This window comes from Streptomyces sp. GMY02 (assembly GCF_019056675.1).
GTDB lineage: Bacteria > Actinomycetota > Actinomycetes > Streptomycetales > Streptomycetaceae > Streptomyces > Streptomyces odonnellii.
In genome coordinates, this window is record NZ_CP077658.1 from 6059027 (window position 1) to 6075971 (window position 16945).

Consider the following 16945-nt stretch of genomic DNA (forward strand, 5'->3'; position numbering starts at 1 on the left):
CTGTGGCAACGGAAAAGCCCCCGGCATGCGCGGAGGTCGGTGGAGGGGCGAGGGGTTGGCGGGCTCATGCTGCAAGGGCGACCCAGAAGCGGTTCGGGCCGCCTTCGAACGCAGCGAAGTTGAGCGTGCTCGGGAAGCTCGACACGGAGCCGATCACACCGAACCGGTGGACGTTGTTCAGCCCGAACCGGCCCGGTGGAGCGCTCGCGGCCGAGTCGGCAACGAGCAGTGCGGGGCCGTCGATCGGGCTCGTCGTGTATTTGAACCACCAGGCCACGTAGTAGATGCCCGGAGGCAGTGACACGCTCGCGGTGAGTGGGGCGGCGACCGTGGCGCCCCCGATGTTGTGGACGCCGGGGAGCTTGGTCTCTCCAGTCATGTCGCCGACCAGAGCAACGCGCGTGCCGGCCGAGTTGAAGATGCCTGCGTTGCTGCCCGCCAGAAGGCCGCCTGCGTACCCGAAGACGTGCCAGACGATCTTTGACACCGTGGTGGTGGCGTGGATCGGTACGGCTGTGATGCGGAGCGACCCGGACGAGGGGTACTTGTAGTCGGACATTCCCAAGCCGGGGTCGAATGCCCAGGACTTGAGGCCGAGATCGCTTGGGAGGAACACCTCGGGTAGCTCGGTGAGAGGGACCTTGCCCGCCCCGTCGAGCGAGGCCACGCCATTCGCAGTGCCCCTCGCGGTTGTAGCGATGGCTCCTACCTGCGCGGCGGTGTGCGTGTGCGCAGCAGGCGAAGCGCCGACATCGGCCGCGGTGAGCGTAATGCTCGGCGCACTGAATCCGTTGACGGATTGGATGACACCGGGATCGCCCTTGGGCCCCTGCGGCCCGGGAGTGCCGCCCGTCCCTCCCCCCTCGGATGTCCTCTCCAGCGCGGAAACGCGCTGTTCGGTGCTCTGCGAGCGTTGCCCGGAAGCCGAGTTCGGATCGAAAGCATTCGGGTCACCAAGCAGGGCTCCGGCCTGGAAGCCACTGTCATTGGCCTTGATGACCATCCCGGTGACGGGTGCTGTCAGCTCCTCGCCTCCCGCGATCACGGTCACGCGATCACCGAGGCCCCAGTCGACGCCGAACTCGGCTGTGGAGTCCTCGACCGGTACGGCCTGCACGGCGGTCGCCGTGAAGCCTTCGTCCGCCAGGACCTCGTTGCCAGCCTGGGTGAGTTCATCGAGGTTGTCGGTGTTGCGCTGGTCGACGAAGCGCTCAATGCGGCGGCCCCAGTCCTCCTCGGCGCCGACCGAGGTCGTGTTATCGACGGGCACAAACGTCCGGTCTACCTGTGCACCTTGGCCTGCGACGATCACTCGGGTTGCCCCGGGTGTTGAGACCGAGACGCGTTGACCGGCGAGGCTGCCGGCCAGGACGTCGAGCCGTACCTCCTTCGTCCGGTCGATTACCTGGTATGTCTCGAAGACGAGTTGGCTCCCGCGCTGGACGATACGGAAGCCGAGGTCCGCGACGACTGCGATGGCTGTGAGCAGTTCGCCCAGGGTGGGGAAGCGGGCCGACTTGGAGATGACCGGGCCTCGTCCCTGGTCCACGCCCATGATCAACCCAGCCTTGCGTCGAGCCGCAGGTGCGAGGGGCCCGCAGTTCGCGGAGACATAGGCGTGCATCAGGGTTTCGGCCGGTCCGGTGCGCTCGTCATGCCCGGCCGCCTGGGTGGTTACGTCGGGATTGGAGGGCTGGGGCCAGGCGAGTATGTCGGCGAGGATCACCGAGTCGGAGACCCCGTCGAAGACGATGCTCCCGCGCCGGTCCTCCGGGGTGGCCGCGTACTGGGAGGAGACAACCGGCCCGGATATCAGCACGTCGCCGGGGCCTGTGACGATCAGCCCGGCCCCCGGTGTGCGGAGCGCGCTCGCGAGCGGGTGTTCCGAGGCCATTGTCAGTTTCCACGTACCGACGTTGTTGAAGGCGTTTGCGACCTCGAAAGCGAGGTCTTCGGGGCGGATGAGGCCGATACGGGTCAGGGTCTTGTCCCTGACCTCGACTGTGAGATCCGCGAGTTTCAGTTCAGATCACCAACCATCGCCGCGGCCTCCAGGAACACACGATCTTCGAGGCCGCCGTGGTGTCGAGGAGCTGCACGTTGGCGGTCGACAGCCCAGGCGGCACCGTCCAGAAGCGAGGCGCCGACGCGAGATCGGCGTACCGGTTCACGCCCTGGCCGTCCGTGACCGTTCCGGCGCGCGTGTCGACCGTGAGCCGCTCTGTCGAGGTGAGGACTCCAGCCCACCGCAGGACATCGCCGTCCGGTGCTGTCAGGGTGAGGTCCCGGCCCGGCCCGTAGATCTCCCACACCGGGTAGGCATCGGCGTCTCCGGTGTTGTCGAGCTGTATCTCCCCAATGGCCTGCGAAGCGGCAAGCGGAAGAGAGGCCATCGCAGACAGGAAAGGCGTGCCGGCGTCGCCGCCGACCGCCTGTCTAGAGACCTTGTCGGCCGTGAAGAAGGGGTCAGGTGCCCGCCAAGTGATCACGGTCTCAACGTCGTACCCACCGTCCAGCTCTATGTCTCCGCCGCCCGTGCGGACAATCGATGTGGACCAACGTGCGCCCTCGTCGTCCACTGCGACGAGTGTGCAGGGGCCGGCGACAGCCCGAGCCAGTCGGGAGACGAGTGTGCCGAGGTGTCGCCTGTCGCGACCCACGATGTCCAACGGCATGTCAAGGGTCCGGGACAGGGCCCGTTGGCCTCGGTAGCGTGCGCCGTCCCCGGCCCCCTCCAACCACTGAACTGCGACGGGTGGCAGGCCGAGACCGGTGAGCCCTGCGGTGGCTTGGTACCCGACACCGGTCTTGGCGACCTCGTTGAGGTCGAGCTGATCGCCTGGGGTTTCCAGCAGGAGCGCAGTCACTCACCACCCCGCCATTCGTGCCCTGTTGGCTGCGGCGAAGAGGTCCTCCTCGGAGTCGAGGGAGGAGCCCGGGGCCGCGTAGTAGTTGAGAACCCGCGTCGTGCCGCCGCCCCCTTCGGAGCGGGCGTTCAGCGCGGTGGACAGGGCCGTGTTGATGGCGTGCGAAGCACCGGTCTGCCTCATGCTTGGCAAGGCGAACGAGGTGTCCGCCACCTCGTCGGTCAGTCCGCTGAGTGACTTGCGAACGGCGTCGTACCGGGATTCGAGGCCCTTGATGAACCCGTCGATGACGAGTTGGCCGGCGCCCACCAGGAGCACCCGGTCGAGGGACTCTGGACCTTTCCAGTCGGTCAGTTTGGACGTCAGCGACCCGAGCTTGTCTTTCACCGTGCCGAACATCGAGGTGATGCCGTCGATGAAGCCGCGGATCAGGGCTTTGCCCGCGCTGACGAGCGTGGAGCCGAGGCTCGAAAGAGCGGCCCTCGCCCGGCCGGGCAGTTCCCTGACGAATCTGATCGCGTTCGTGACGCCGGTAGAGATGGCCCGCCCCAGGGCGGACATCGCAGAACCGGCCGCCGACTTGATTGCTTCCCAGCCCGCCGAGAAGAGCCGGCCGAGGCCGGACATCATCGAACTGCCGAGGCCCGACAGGGTGGAGCCGAATCCGGTGAACGCCGATTTGATGGCGTCCCAGATGACGACGCCCGCCATGCGGATGCCGCCCCAGGCCGCGTCCCACAGGGCGCGAATCGCCTTGAGCGCCTTGCCCGCTAGACCGAGAATTCCGGCGTTTAGGAAGACTTCCAGCGCACCGAGGATCACGTCCCAGACGCCCTTGAGCATCCCGAGGATGCCGTCCCACAGATCCTCGAACCCCTGCTTGAAGGTGTCCCAGTTGCCTGTGAAGATGCCCTCGAAGAGACCCCAGAAGATCTCGAAAACGCCCTTGACCGTGTTCCAGACGCCCTTGAAGAACTCAACGAATCCTTCGAGGACCAAGGCGACACCGTTGATGCAGGCGACGAGCGCGCCGCCCAAGATCTGGATGACGAACTGGATCACCGGTACCAGGATCGGCATCAAGAAGTTGACGACCGCGAGCAGCGCCTCAAGGAGGGGCTGCACAGCTTCGGCAACGCGCTGAAACGCGTCCGCGAGCGGAGGCAGGATCGCCGAGACGATGCTCTGGAGCATCGGGATCAGCGGGGTGATGACGGCCGAGACGATCTCGATCAGGATCGAGACCACCGGCATCAGCGCGGTGAGCACCTGGGAGATGAACCCGGCGATCACGGGCAGGACCGGCGCGAGTCCGGAGATGAGCTGTTGGACCAGCGGGGCCACCGCCGTGACGATCTGCTGGAACAACTGGGCAACGACGGGCAGGATCGCTTGGAGCAGACCGAACGCCGCAGCCAGCATCGCGCCGACGACCGGGACCAGTTGGGCGACGATCGGGGCGAGCGCCTGTATGGCCGTGGTGAGCGCGCCGCCGAGGAGCTGAACAATCGGGATGATTGAGGGGGCCAGCGCTGTGAACGCCTGGGCAAGCGGTACGAGCGCGGCGGCGACGAGCGGGCCGAGCATCGCGGCGAACGCACCGACGACCGTCATCAGCGCACCGAGCGCCTGGCCGAGCGGGGCCATCGCGGGGGCCAGCGCCATGACGGCGAGCTGGAGCCCGTTGAGCAATGCGACGACGCCCGAGAAGATCGCGGGCTGAGCCAGCGCGCCGGCCACCGCCGAGAGGGCCTGGCCGATGATGGCGCCCACCTGTGGCAGGACGGCCGTCAGCAGCCCCGCCAGCATCGTGAACAGGGATTCGACCGCAGGACCGGAGACGGTCGCGATCTGCTGCATCGCCTGATGCGCGGCCGAGAAGACACCAACGAGCCCGGCCTGAAAGCCCGAGCTGTCCACAACGCTGTGGATACGGGCGAGGGTGTCGGCGAGCATCCCCAGCGAGGAGCCACCCGCGGCCTCGGCCGCCCGCGCGATGCTGGCCAGGATGCCGCCAACATTCAGGAGAACCGAGCCGAGATCCTTGAGGGCCTGAATGCCCTCGTCGATCCAGCCCTTGAGGTTGCCGTTCCCCTCCGACCTTGTGAGGAAGTCGGAGAACCGTGTGCTGATGTCGACGAACCACTGAGCCAGCGCGGGCAGGTAGGACGTGCCGACCCGGCCGAGGACAGCGATGATGTTTGCGAAGGCGCCCGTACCTGTGGTCGCGACGGTGATCGACGCGGACAGGTCCGTGAACATCTGCGTCAAGGCCGGGTTCAGCGCGCCCTGTAGAGATGTGGAGAAACCAGCGAAAAATCCACCGAGTTGGATGGAGGTCTGGGCGACCCCGGCCGTGAACTCCGGGAGGAGTTCGTCGACCATCGTGCGGATGGGCTCCGCGGCCTTGGCCCAGAAGTTCTCGCTGATCGAGTCTTGGAGACCCGACAGGGCCGCCTTGACCTCAGGAAGGATCTTGTTGAAGTCTCGGAAGGCGGCGATGGTGACGCCGAGGCCGACCGCCATGCCGCCGAGCAGGCCGGGCAGAAGGAGCGCGGTCGCGCCGATCGAGGCGAGCGACGCCGACAGGGCAGCCAAGTTGGAGGCCGCCGAGAGCCCCCACCCAGCGAGGCCGGCAACCGCAAGCGAGAGCGAACCGATGATCGGGACGCTCTTGTCGAGGTTCTTGATGGTGTTGCCGAGCTTCTCGAAGATGTTGTTCAGGACCCGTGCTCCGGACAGCGCGGCCAGGGCTGTCGCCACCTTCAGGACGGCCGTGTTGTCCAGCTCGGGGACGATCGGCACCGTCCGGGGGCGGGTGAGGACTTGCAGCCGCGCAGACACTGCGGCACCGGTCCCGTTGGCGATGTCAAGCTCGACCCTCACCTTCAACGGTGAGACGTCGTCGAGCCAATCCTTGAGTTTCTGCTTGGTCTGATCCGCAGAGCGCTGGTCGAGTTCCACCTCGATCCTGCCGGTGGCCTTGAGGTCGTCGACCTTGAAGGCGACCTTCTGGCTGTTCGCCCGGTTCTGGAGTTCACGGGCCGCTTGGCGTACGGCCGTTGCCATGCCATCGGTGGCGATCTTTGTGTAGAAGCGGATCTTCCGGGAGTCGACCTTGTTGTCTCGGTTGATGTCCCGGACAGCTTCGAGGACGCCTCTCCGCGCGCCGGTCGTGTCGATCTTCGTATTGATCGTGACCGTGAGCTGTTGCTCGATACGGCGAAGCTGCTTCTTCGCCTCTTCTTTGAAGTCGGAGGTGTCCGGTAGGACGCGCACAGAGATGCGCCCGATCACCTGGCCCGCAGGCATGGGCTACCTCCCCGTGAACCGCTTGTAGATCTCGGCCACCGATATGGGGCGGCGCTTGTCGGTCCTCTTCGCCGTGGCCTTCTTGGGGCGCGGATACGGGGGGATCTTCGGGGCCTTACCTCTGCCCCACTGACCTGTGGCCCGGGTGTTGGCGTTGATGGCGTCGTAGAGGTCCGCAGTGAGGTGGCGGTCCTGACCCCAGCCGAAGAACTCCCTGCCGCCCGAAGCCAGGGCGACGGTCAGGGACGTGTCGGGGAGCCTCCGCACAAGCGCGAGGACCAGCGCGGGCGAGGGTCCCCGTCCGGCGATCACCTCGGTCAGATCGACGCCGAAGTGATGCAGCAGATCGGGGTAGAGGCCCTCCCCGTACTGGTCGATCAGGCGGCAGAGGCCGAGGCTTCCCCCACCTGGGTTCCCTTGCCATAGCGGTCGAAGATCTCCGCCAGGACGGCGAGGTCACCGCTGACCGCGCTGAGCAGCTTGTCAGCGGCCTTGCCGGAGTCGGCGACGAGCCGGATCGCCTCGGACATGAGCGCTTCCTGATCGGCGTCCTCGGCACTGAGCTTGTCCTGTAGGTCAGTGAGGTCGTCGCGCTTCTGCTTCGGCAGTCGCAACGGGTTGAGCAGCCGCACCGTGCTGGCGCCGAGCACGATGTCCGTGCTGCCGTACCGGGCCTCGGCTGCGGCGCGGATTTCGTCGAGAGAGTAAGAAGCCATGGTTGCGGAACCTCCGGGGGAGTGAAGAGAACGGAAAGCGGACCCGGGAGGTCAGGCCGCGGGGTCGGTCACCCAGGCGGAGCCGGACCAGGACGCCTTCGAGGAGTCGCCGAGGATGACGTATTGTCCGGTCGTCCATGCGGTCGACGGGGTGGCGATCACCGAGACCAGTTCGGCCAGGTTCGCCGGGGCGACCGCGCCGGCCGGAGTGAAGGACCCGGGAATGCCTGCGGTCGCGCCGGTCGCGACTGTGCCGCCAAGCGGAGTGACCGCGTACGTCCATGAGTTGGATCCGAACGTCATCGGCTTAACTCCGAGGGGCAAGCCTGCGAGGGATTCCGTGTCGCCGATGGCCATGTCGTCGTTGCGGTAGATCTCTGCCTTCGGAACATAGAAGGCGAAGTGGTTCTCGCCATCGATGAAAATCGCCATGAAGGCGGCTTGGGTGGGCTGCGGATTGGCTGGGACACCCACGCTGCCGTCCGGCAGGATTGGGGCGTTCGCACCGAAGTAGAGACGTAGTGCCGCGGCGTCGAGCTGTTGCAGCGTAAACGTCATTGTTTCGGTTCTCGCGCTGTATTTCGTGCGGAGAGACTTGTTCTGAAGCGTGCCGATGGTGGTGGCCTCGCCACCTTCGGAGGTGATTCCGAAGACGTCTTCAAGGCTGGTGTGGCCGACGTTCTGCCAAGGAGACACCGGGACCAGAAGGTCATCCGGCATCGGGGTGCCGGTCGGGGCGGTGAGGTAGTTACCGGATCCGACGACTAGTGTCGCGGCGTCGTTTATGGGCAAAGAGGGAGTCCTTACTCGCGCACGCTAAAGACCCCGGCCGCTGGAAAGCTGACCGGGGTCCTGTGCGGAATGGTTACTGAGGGAGGGGATAGGGACGCGTGCGCGGCTTCCTGATCTGGATGTCGTAAATCGACTCGTACCTCCACACGCCCGTGGGGAGATTCGCGTACTGCACCGGCCCCGTCGCGGTGGCCCAGTCCGAGGCTCGTCGCGGCGAACTGTTCATGTCCACGCGGGTGATGTGGCCTCGCCCGGGTACGGCCACGTTGTTCAGCCAGGCGTCCCGTAGGACGACTCGCACAGCCTCGGAGAGGATCGCCGCGTCCTCGTCTCCGTCCGGGTCCTGCGCGAAGCAGTTGATGACGACCCGGGCCGCGTCGGTGAAACGGGTATCTCCGCTCCACGCGCCGAACGAGGGATCGCGGCGAATAAGGACCAGCGGGAACATCTCATGCTGGTCGACGAGAGACTTCACACGGATACCCGGCAACCGGTCCCGCAGGATGGAGAGCAACAGGTCTTCGACGGGGCTGAGTTCGGCGAGCGCCTTGATGTGATCGGGTACGCCGGCCACTAGTCGAGCTTCACCCTGCCCTTGCGTTTCTTCGGAAGACCGGATGCCGTCGCCAGCACATACAGGCCGTCCATCCCCGGGACTTCAACTTCGAATTCATTGCCGAAGGCGTCCTTGCGGGTCACTGTGGAAGCCGCGCGACCGTACTCGATACTGAGAGCCGCCTTCTGCCCGCGCTCGTCGCTCAGAACAACGTATTTATCCACGTCACCCTCTTCGACCTCGATCGAGGAGTCACCATCGGCACGGTGCTGAATGAGGATCTCCTCGGCCCTGACAGCGATCTCGAAGGCAACGCGTTCCAGCTCGTCTTGCACGTCCTGGTGCCGGGACAGGACGCGAGGGGTCTTGGCGTACATGAAAACCATCAGGGCCGCTCCCGGATGTCGATCGACCAATGCCGGGTCCGGCGGTCGCCATGGTGATAGGCGGGCGGAGAAACTACGTCCCACTGACGGCCCGCGTGTTCGACCAGGGACCAGAGAGAAACGCCTTCGAGATGGGAGTCCACGATCATCCGCGTTACGTTGATCTGTTGCTGACCGGGTACCTCTGCCCGCGCGCTGCGCTGAGGAATGAAAGCCGCGGTGACCTCGATCGGCCCCTCCGGGTCCGCGACGATCACTGTGTTGCCCCGGTTGTCGACGATCTCGGTCGTCTTCCAGACGCGGGCCTTCTGGCCGCGCCTTCGTTGGACGCTCACCAGGGGCTCATCTCGTCACCGAAGAGGGGGAAGCCGTCGCCGCTGTAGTCCACCGGTACGTATCCGCCGGCACCGCGCCTGGGCTTTGTGCCCCACGCGGAGACGATCACGCTGGAGATACCGCGCTTGCGCCCGGCGAGGTCTTCCAGGAGCCGGATCTCCTCGCGCGTGAAGTAGACGGACCCGGCGTCACGGCCGTGTGCGTCGGACCAAGCGAGGGTCTCGTCCCCGGCCCGGCTCTGTGTATAGCCGTTCGGGTTGCGCATGTACCGCGCCGCGGCCTTCAGGACCAGCGTGCGCACCAGGCGCGGAACGGTCCCCTCGGGCCACTCGCGGCCGTAGGTGGCGGCTAGGTCGGAGGCATCGTCCAGCGCGCCGGTTGCGATGCGCAGCTCGTCTTCGTCCAACTCCCAGTCGAGGCGGCCCTTCAGTTCATCCAAATTTGCGTACGGAACTGGGAACCTCCGTTATCGTATTCCGTGAGGGGGTGTGATGCGAACCGTAAAGATGGAACGCGGAGGCGAGTCGCTCATCACGAGCAAAAGAGACTGGCCGATGAGGGACACGGCAGACGGCTTTATCGCCCATGAAAGTGACTTGGGAGACGTAACAGCCACCGACTTGCAGACGGCCCTCCGGTCCTACTGCAAATACATGTGGGGGGACCCTTGCGGAGGCGAGGTAGACCTTGCGGTGGCGGACGTACCTGAGGAGTATTTGGATGACGAGGCGCCGCCGAGCGGGATCGCGTTTTCTCTGAACAAGGGACAGCTTCGCCTGTCTTTGACGGTATGGCTGGATGACTACCTTGATGAGGGCTATGACGACGGAGAGGCAGAAGCCTACAAAGAGTCTCTAACCCTCATGCTGGAGCGACTGGGGTGCGAGCTGCTCCATGTGGGGGCTCATCCGAATGTCGGCTCTGCACCCCCGTACTTCACTGAAGTCCACATCCGCACGCCGATTCGCGGCAAGAGCTTGGCTGACATGCATGCGATCGGCCAAGATGTACTGGCCTTCATAGATGCTCTACAAGGGGGTGTACTCACTAGGGAGACCGCTGTCAGCTTGCTCAGGGCGGAGAAGGGTGATCTGCTAATCGGTCAGCCAGAGGGGCCATGGCTGGATGTAAAGGTCGACCACTACGACCTGTCGGAACGCTCAGGAAAAATTTCCCTTGCTCAGGCCGTGGCTAGATTCGCGAACGCCGAGCACGGCGGCGTAATTGTGGTCGGGATGAAAGCCAAGAAGGTTCCGAGCGGAGAAATCATTAAGGCTGTACAGCCGGTTCCCCTGGATGCTCGTATGCAGAGGAAATATGAGATAGCGATTGAGCAGCACCTGTACCCGCCCCCTGATTACTTGAATATCGAGATGGTGCCGCACGGGAAAGGCATGCTTGTCGTACTGAGCCTGCCCCCGCAGCCGGAGGAATTGAAGCCATTCCTTGTCCACGGGGCCATCGTCGACGGGGCGGTTGAGGGGGCATTCATCAGCATCGTCCGCAGGTGCGGAGAAGCATCAATCCCCATCACCGCCCCATCGATCCACGCGACGATGGCCGCCGGAAGGGCGCTACTGCGGAGGGGCGAGGTACGCGGGCTGGATAACGAGGACTAAAGCCTGCGCTCTCCAGCCTAGATCAGGTGTTGGCGGGGTCGGTTTCGGCGGCGCGGCCGGTTGGGGTCCACACCTTCGTGTCCGAGACACCGGTGATCTTTGCGAGTTCAGAGGCCGCAGCCGGATAGTCCGACATGCCGTCGAGCTGAATCCTGATGCCTCGTACGAAGTGCTCCTGTGAGCTGATGACTTCCTTCTCGTTCACCTCGTCCCAGCCGACGAGAATGTCTGTCACGGACCGGAATCCGTTATACGTATTCACGACGGAACGATCCTGCAAGTACAGGGAGTCGTAGTCGCGAATCCAGCGCAGGGCGATTCCTTCAAAGGAAGTCGTCGCGCCGTAGGGAACGGACTGCGGTACGGAAGGGGCGCCGGAAAGGAAGATGAAGCCGGAGCTGGCGAAGGCGTAGGCCGCATCGCTTGGGATTGTCTGGTCGACCACGATGCGGAAACCGAACCGTTCGCCCAGCGTCGCAGTGCGAAGAGCCGATTCAGCCTCCGAGTCACCGACATTCTGGGCCAGGTTGAGCTTCTCGTCGTTTAGAAGCGCCGACTCGAAGTCGGAGCCGACGAGGAGGTAGCGGCCCTCCTTCGGTGCGTGGAACGCATTGAGAACGCGCCGCGCCTCGATCAGCGCGCTGCGAAGGTTCTGACTCGCGTTGCCGATTGTGACGGCGTACTGCTGGCTGGTCAGGGTCTTCACGGCTCGGCGTTGAAGGCCGCGTGATACGGCCTTGACCTGCGGGCGGAGCAGCTTGCTCCACTGATCGATGTCGAAGTCGTTCTGCTCGTCGGTGAGCTTCACTGCGCTGTATGAGTTGCCACCGAAGGTGACGGCGATCTTGCGTTCGCTGTACTCATCGAACTGGATCGGCGTGCTGCGGTCGTTGCGCCACGCGTAGTCGTGGAAGGGGAGGATTCCCTCGACCTTCATGCTGATGGTGTCGTTGTCGGCACCCTTGAACTGGTCGATCCCCTGCTTCTGGAACAGGTTCGGGATGAGTAGCTCCTGTTCGAGCATGCCGACTGCTGTGTTCACGAGCTTCTGCGGCTTGACGACCTGATGCTGAGCGGTGGGAATTTCGACAACCTCCGGCGTTCGGCACCCACTGTGGGGCGAGGGGGTTCAAGGGGTGGGATTGGGGTGACCAGCGGGCTTGCCCGCGCGACCTTGCGGGCGCTAGCGTCGGCACGTGCCCTCCCGAATCTCCCGGGGCACCGGAAGCCATTGGCTCCGTTATGAGAGAGCGGGAGAGCGCTAGGAGAGCAACCTGGCGCAGGGCATCAGTGATTGGCCGTAGTGAGGCCGTCTCCTGGTGCTCCTGCGCGCCGAGGCGGTCTCACCTGATGAAGGGACTGCGCGAGTGAGCGCACCGGGCTGCAAGGCGCACTACGTTGTGATTGTTCTGCTGACTTCTGCCGTAGTGGCGTTGACGGCCGTTGTATTGGCGGCGTTCACGGGAAGCGGGGCATGGGATGCCCTGCGCTACGGGGCTGTTACTTTCGCAGGGGCGTTCGCCATCGCGCTGTCAGCCGCGAGGTCCCTCGGCCTATTCGAGACCGCGGGTGGCGACTAGAAACGCCGGGTACGCCGCGCGAGCTTGCGCGGGTCCATTTCTCCGTCGTCCTCGTCGGACGGGGTGAGGCCACCGCCGAGGGACTCTGGAGCAGCCGGGGCGAGGAGGGCTTGCAGGGCCTTCGCGTCGGTCTCCAGCTCCTGAGACGTTGAGCCACGCAGTCGGCCGGCCAATTCGTCGGGAAGTTCGAACTTCCGGGCCACCGAGGCGACGACGAGGGAGTGCTCCAGTTCGGCGTTCTTTGCCTTGACCTCGGTGAGCGCGGCCTCGAACTCCTCAGGACTCTTCGCTTCGGAGAGCTTCGACTCGGCATCGCGTAGCCGAGTGCGGTACGAGGCGGCTTCGCCACGCACCTTGGTCAGCTCCTTGCGGGCCCACTCAGGGAGGGCGTCTTCCGGGGTGCCGGCCAGTGTCTCCGCCGACTGCCGCTCGCCCTGCGGCTGCTCGCTTTCGCCGGTCTTCTGGTCATCGTTCGGGGCAGGGGTCTGCTCGGACAGGGGTCACGCCTCCCGGGCTGTGATCGTGGATTGCCGCGCCTCCTGGGCTGCGGCTCGTTGCTTCTGGCGGATGAAGCGCCGCCAGGCGCTCACGGCAGACTTGCCGCTCAGACCCTTGGTGACCTGCGGCCACAGGGCCTCGTACTCGCGGGAGAGGGCGGTCAACTCCGAGCCTTGGTACTGCTGCATGGAGAAGACTGGGGCCGCGTAGCAATGACAGTTGTCGTGGTAACGGTCGCCGTCGATGAACGTCGCGGACTCGCGCGATTTGTAGACCGGGCCCCGACTGATCAACATGGCGCACCAGCCGCACGGAGTGCCCGTACGGGACAGCCGTACGTACCCCAGTGCTCGGCGGTCGCGACGCATGTGGTCCCAGGCCGTCGACCGCGCCCCGTTCATGGCGACGCGGGAAGCCGCGGCGGCCTGCTGCGCGCCCGCTTGGCGGTGTGCATCCTCACGGACTTTGTCAGCGTCCTTGGCTGGCTGCTCGTCGCCGATCTCGTCCAGGCGGCGATTCAGGTTCTGCGAACCGAGGGCGTCGAGAACCGTACGGAGTTCTTCCTCGGCCTCGCGCTCGATCCGCTCCTCGTCCTCGCGGAGCCCTTCGAGTTCCTCGACGAGGATGCGATCCCAATCTTCGTCCTGGTCCTGGCCCTCGTCGGCGTGCGTCACCTGGACGCTGTCGGCGACGGGGCTGGAGCTGTCCCCCGAGTCGGGCGCAGCGTCTCTGGACTCGTCGGTCGCCGTCTGGCTCGTACTGCTGGCGGAGGGCGGGGCCTCGTATGTGCCCGCCAGCTCGGCGAACTCGCGGCGGAGGTCGGCGAGGGAGACGTACTCCGGCTCCGGGTGGTACGGGTCTGCCACTGTGCTGCCCGTTTGCAGAGCCCGCGCAAGTCGGTAGTACGCGCGGGCCAGATCGCGGGACTGCCGCCTACGTCCCATCACGAGGGAGATGGCCCGGCGCAGCCAGCCAGATGCCGTAGCTGCCCGTTGTACGGCCGGGACCTCGTGCCACAAGGACAGGGCATCGGTCACGGCCGCGGCGCCGATCTGTGACAGCGCGACGTGGAAGGCGGCCGACGCCTGGTCGGTCTCCCTCTGCCGTGCTGGGCTGGTCACGCTGCGACCCCCAGTTCCGTCCTGCGTTGAACGTCGGGCGTTGCCCGTTGTAGGGCGCTCGCGAGCTGGCCCAGTGAGTCGTCGTCCTCGGCGAGCTGCTCCCAGTCCTCGAACTCGTTCTGCGTGACGCCGGGCACCCTGCGCCACAGTCCCTTCGCCGGGATTCCGAGCTGCTCGCGCAACTTCCCGAGCGCGTCAGCGGCCTGCGCGAGACTGCGCTGCTCCATGTCGCGCCAGATGACCTCGCCCTTGTAGTCCTCGGCGGAAGTGCCGTTGCCGGCCAGTTCGGCGGCCAGCCTGAAGACCCGTTCCCAACACTCCCCGAAGGCGGTACGGAACTCCGCGATCTTGCGGCTCAACGCCGTCTCGGCAGCGAGGAGGGCCTCGGCACTCAGGTTGGCGATCTGGCCGAGTAGGTGGTGCGGTGGGGTCTGGCTGACGGCGGCCAGGTGCCTTATGGACATGTCCACCGACTCGATGAACCCGCCGAGCGGCGTTTCGTCCAGCGAACCGAACTTCACGTCCGGGTCCTCGGCGAACAAGAACCTCTTGGCGTTGTGGTTGATCGCCAGTGGGATCGGATTGCCCTCGCCGTCGAGGACGGCCTCGCCTGTCTCAGGGTCGCGCTGGACCGGCGGAGCCATGCCGGTCACGGTCCGCACCTTCACGGAGGCGTATGTCTGAGCAACCAGCAGATCGAAGATCGTTTGATTGATCCGGTCCTGCAACGCGATCATCGGCTCGATGACACCGAGGGTCCGGCCTTCCAAATCGACGCTCGCGGCGAAACGGGTCACCGGGCACTCCGACGCGCCGTGCCGACGCCCGGCCGCCACCGTGATGCCCTTCTCATCGTCGAGCGACTTGAAGGTGACCGCGTACTCGTACTGCGCGTCCCACATCCGAGCCTTGCCGAGCGACTCGCCAGAGGGCCAGGTTGTGACCGTCAGCGCCGTGTACGGTGTGTCGTCGTTGGCTGCGTCCTCGTACAGGGCAGCCGTGCGCAGGGCAGACAACCCCTTCGTGCGCACCGTGCCCGTGCGGGACTTCTCGGTGACGGTGAACGAGTGCCCGTACGTCAACGCACCTCGGTACACCGCGGCTTGGCGGGCGTCGAGCCGTGAGCGTTGCCAGTGAGCCCACTCGACCGTGGTCGTCTCGGCGGGGGCTGGGAGGCCGCCGCCCGCCTCGCCCGACCGGAATCCGTCGACATAGAGGGCCTGGGCCGGGGTACCGACGAGCAAGGGCAACCAGTTCGATACCGACCGGCGCGCGAGAAGCCGGTACTCGTCGTCGGCCTGGGGCGGCATGTACGGGTCGTCGTGGTGGCCGTGGAGGTAGTCGTCGATCCGCTTCAGTCGGTCGCCGTCCCGGTTCAGGATGGCGAGGAGTTGTCGTGCGAGCGAGACGGGAGACAGAGGGGTGGTCAAGCAACCACCACCCTTGCCACACTCTTACAATTGGGTCACAGGAAATAGCCACGACCGGTCCGTTTCCTGACCTTTTTGCCTCGTGCTCGGAGGTCGACGAGGGCCTCGTGCGCGAGCATCAGAGCGGCATACGCGTCGACCTTGCGCGGGGACTCGCGCCCCTCCTTGCCGAAACTGATGCCGTAGTTGTTGGTCCGGCGGCGTGCGTTGAGCGCGTGCCGGCGGAGCTTGCGGTCGCCATCGTGGACGAGCTTGCGGTCGAACACCGACCTCATCAGCCGTTCGTGCGCCATGGTCGACGATTTCAGACTCGACCGCATGTCCCAGCCGATCGCGTCCTTGCCAGGTGCTTTCACGGCCAGGCCCTCGCCGTACGTGTCCGACCACTCGGATATGTAGCTCTCCCAGAGAGCCACATCGGCGTAGAAGCCATGCACCTCGAAAGTGCGGAACGCGTCGTGCACGGCACTGTCGACCTGGGCGCGCGGGACGGCCCAGTCGTCACCACGCGGGCCATCCAGCTTCTCCCACAGGCCCAGAACGCAGGCGTACATGTCGCTGATGCGCAGTGCCACCAGAGCAGTTGCGTCATCCTTGAGACCGCCGTCGAAGCCCATCACGATTTCGTCGCCGGGCTGGAGCATCCTGCTGTCGTCCCGGAGGACGTCCCATTCGGCCGGCCCATAGAGGGCGTCTTCGCTCGCGACGATCTGGTTTAGCCACATGCGCCGGGACCGGCTCGGCGCAATCGTGGTGTCGAGGATCGACTGAAGGATGGTTTCGACCCGCAGCCACACCGCGTCACCGCGGATCTTCGGCAGAACGATCCGGATCGCCTCTGGCGTCAACGGCGTTGCCGGGTGAGCCTCGATCGAGTCGTACATGAAGCCGACATCGGCCGCGCGGCCGTCGAGGATTTTCTCGTACGCCTCGCGCATCCGCTCAGCAACGCTGTCCTCGCCGGGGAGGTACGCGTTCGTGATCGCCAGGTAGCGCGAGTCCTTCTTCGTCGCGTTGCCATCGATCGTCTCGTACATGTGGTCGCCGTTGTTGCCGATGACCCAGTGGTGCGTCTCGTTGAGCACCACGAACGTCACTCGCCCGCCTTCGAGCGCACGGAACGAGCTGGTGACCGCTTCGAGCCGCTGCCGGCCGCCGTTCGCGCGGATCAGCTCGGCCCCGGCTTTGATGCCGTACGTCTCGATCAACTTGTCCGAGATCAAGGACGGCATCAGCGTCATGGTGTTGCGGGTCTGGTCGCGGCTAACGGCCGCGATCTGCACCCAAGCTTGAGGGTGCGGGACGCCGACCGGCTGTCCGTCAGGTCCCCAGTGTGAGAGGCGGCTCGGACCGACGAACTCGACAAGCGAGATGACGGCCAAGAGGGGGTCCTTGCCCCAGCCCTTGAGGCGCTGAAGGACGCCCTTGCGGTAGATGAAGCGGCCGTTCTCGTCGACCGCGTACCACCAAAGCACGAACCGCATTTGCTCGCGCGTGAAGCGCCAGGGGCCGCCGTCTTCCGCCTTCAGGAACTCGGCACACCAGCCGGCGATCTGCCATCCGAGCGTGTGCTCGGGGAGGATCCAAGAGCCGTCCACCTCGCGCACCCATGTGGGGCCAAGGAAGGTCGGCTCCAGAGCTTCGATCTCGTCAGGGGTCAGTGTGGAGATGGCGCACCTCCCCGGTACCTAAGACAGGAGGTGCCGAGGACCGATACTCTTAGCTCGACCCG

The 16945-nt window shown here is 65.5% G+C and carries 16 protein-coding genes; 1 reads left to right on the forward strand and 15 read right to left on the reverse strand.

Going from position 1 to position 16945, the window contains the following annotated elements; all coding sequences use genetic code 11:
* Nucleotides 1-64: 64 nt before the first annotated feature.
* From KQY30_RS36710 to KQY30_RS25805, 10 genes are all read right to left on the reverse strand, one after another.
* A complete protein-coding gene (locus KQY30_RS36710) occupies nt 65-2023 on the reverse strand; it encodes a siphovirus ReqiPepy6 Gp37-like family protein (protein ID WP_367997487.1) in 1959 nt (652 codons plus the stop codon).
* A gap of 1 nt (nt 2024) precedes the next feature.
* Entirely contained in the window at nt 2025-2579 is a 555-nt protein-coding gene (locus KQY30_RS25765; RefSeq protein WP_367997437.1) for a hypothetical protein, read from the reverse strand.
* Nucleotides 2580-2867: 288 nt separating this feature from the next.
* Nucleotides 2868-6179, reverse strand: coding sequence for a hypothetical protein (locus tag KQY30_RS25770; protein ID WP_217308878.1), 3312 nt, complete (start codon nt 6177-6179; stop codon nt 2868-2870).
* A 3-nt stretch (nt 6180-6182) separates the two neighbouring features.
* Complete coding sequence (locus KQY30_RS25775) at nt 6183-6491, reverse strand: hypothetical protein (protein WP_217308879.1); 309 nt, start codon at nt 6489-6491, stop codon at nt 6183-6185.
* 65 nt (nt 6492-6556) lie between these two features.
* Nucleotides 6557-6895, reverse strand: a complete 339-nt coding sequence (locus KQY30_RS25780; RefSeq protein WP_217308880.1) for a phage tail assembly protein — start codon at nt 6893-6895, stop codon at nt 6557-6559.
* Nucleotides 6896-6946: 51 nt separating this feature from the next.
* Nucleotides 6947-7687, reverse strand: coding sequence for a hypothetical protein (locus KQY30_RS25785; RefSeq protein ID WP_217308881.1), 741 nt, complete (start codon nt 7685-7687; stop codon nt 6947-6949).
* A gap of 73 nt (nt 7688-7760) precedes the next feature.
* The gene (locus KQY30_RS25790) at nt 7761-8261 is read right to left on the reverse strand and encodes a hypothetical protein (protein ID WP_217308882.1); all 501 of its coding nucleotides are present in this window, start codon (nt 8259-8261) and stop codon (nt 7761-7763) included.
* Complete coding sequence (locus KQY30_RS25795) at nt 8261-8620, reverse strand: DUF5403 family protein (RefSeq protein ID WP_254407327.1); 360 nt, start codon at nt 8618-8620, stop codon at nt 8261-8263. Before KQY30_RS25795 ends, KQY30_RS25790 begins: the two co-directional genes overlap by 1 nt.
* 8 nt (nt 8621-8628) lie before the next feature.
* Nucleotides 8629-8964 (reverse strand): phage head-tail adapter protein, encoded by a 336-nt coding sequence (locus KQY30_RS25800; RefSeq protein ID WP_217308884.1) that lies wholly within the window; start codon nt 8962-8964, stop codon nt 8629-8631.
* On the reverse strand, nt 8961-9404 hold the full coding sequence (locus KQY30_RS25805) for a hypothetical protein (protein ID WP_217308885.1): 444 nt from the start codon (nt 9402-9404) through the stop codon (nt 8961-8963). The genes KQY30_RS25800 and KQY30_RS25805 overlap by 4 nt, the downstream gene beginning before the upstream one ends.
* Nucleotides 9405-9456: 52 nt before the next feature.
* On the opposite strand from KQY30_RS25805, the gene KQY30_RS25810 reads away from it, so the two are divergent.
* Nucleotides 9457-10584: an ATP-binding protein gene (locus tag KQY30_RS25810; RefSeq protein ID WP_217308886.1), complete on the forward strand. Its 1128-nt coding sequence runs from the start codon at nt 9457-9459 to the stop codon at nt 10582-10584.
* Between the two features lie 22 nt (nt 10585-10606).
* Here KQY30_RS25810 and KQY30_RS25815 read toward each other — a convergent pair whose 3' ends face one another.
* From KQY30_RS25815 to KQY30_RS25835, 5 genes are all read right to left on the reverse strand, one after another.
* A complete protein-coding gene (locus KQY30_RS25815; protein ID WP_217308887.1) occupies nt 10607-11626 on the reverse strand; it encodes a P22 phage major capsid protein family protein in 1020 nt (339 codons plus the stop codon).
* Nucleotides 11627-12160: 534 nt separating this feature from the next.
* Entirely contained in the window at nt 12161-12517 is a 357-nt protein-coding gene (locus tag KQY30_RS25820) for a hypothetical protein (RefSeq protein WP_254407328.1), read from the reverse strand.
* 147 nt (nt 12518-12664) lie between these two features.
* Entirely contained in the window at nt 12665-13783 is a 1119-nt protein-coding gene (locus KQY30_RS25825; RefSeq protein WP_217308888.1) for a hypothetical protein, read from the reverse strand.
* Nucleotides 13780-15213, reverse strand: a complete 1434-nt coding sequence (locus tag KQY30_RS25830) for a phage portal protein (RefSeq protein WP_217308889.1) — start codon at nt 15211-15213, stop codon at nt 13780-13782. The genes KQY30_RS25825 and KQY30_RS25830 overlap by 4 nt, the downstream gene beginning before the upstream one ends.
* A 35-nt stretch (nt 15214-15248) precedes the next feature.
* The gene (locus KQY30_RS25835; RefSeq protein ID WP_254407329.1) at nt 15249-16820 is read right to left on the reverse strand and encodes a terminase; all 1572 of its coding nucleotides are present in this window, start codon (nt 16818-16820) and stop codon (nt 15249-15251) included.
* Nucleotides 16821-16945: the final 125 nt, after the last annotated feature.

Coding starts and splice junctions, on each gene's coding strand:
- KQY30_RS25770 (WP_217308878.1), bottom strand. CDS start 6,179: ATGCCTGCGGGCCAGGTGATCGGGCGCATCTCTGTGCGCGTCCTACCG.
- KQY30_RS25780 (WP_217308880.1), bottom strand. CDS start 6,895: ATGGCTTCTTACTCTCTCGACGAAATCCGCGCCGCAGCCGAGGCCCGG.
- KQY30_RS25795 (WP_254407327.1), bottom strand. CDS start 8,620: ATGTACGCCAAGACCCCTCGCGTCCTGTCCCGGCACCAGGACGTGCAA.
- KQY30_RS25810 (WP_217308886.1), top strand. CDS start 9,457: ATGCGAACCGTAAAGATGGAACGCGGAGGCGAGTCGCTCATCACGAGC.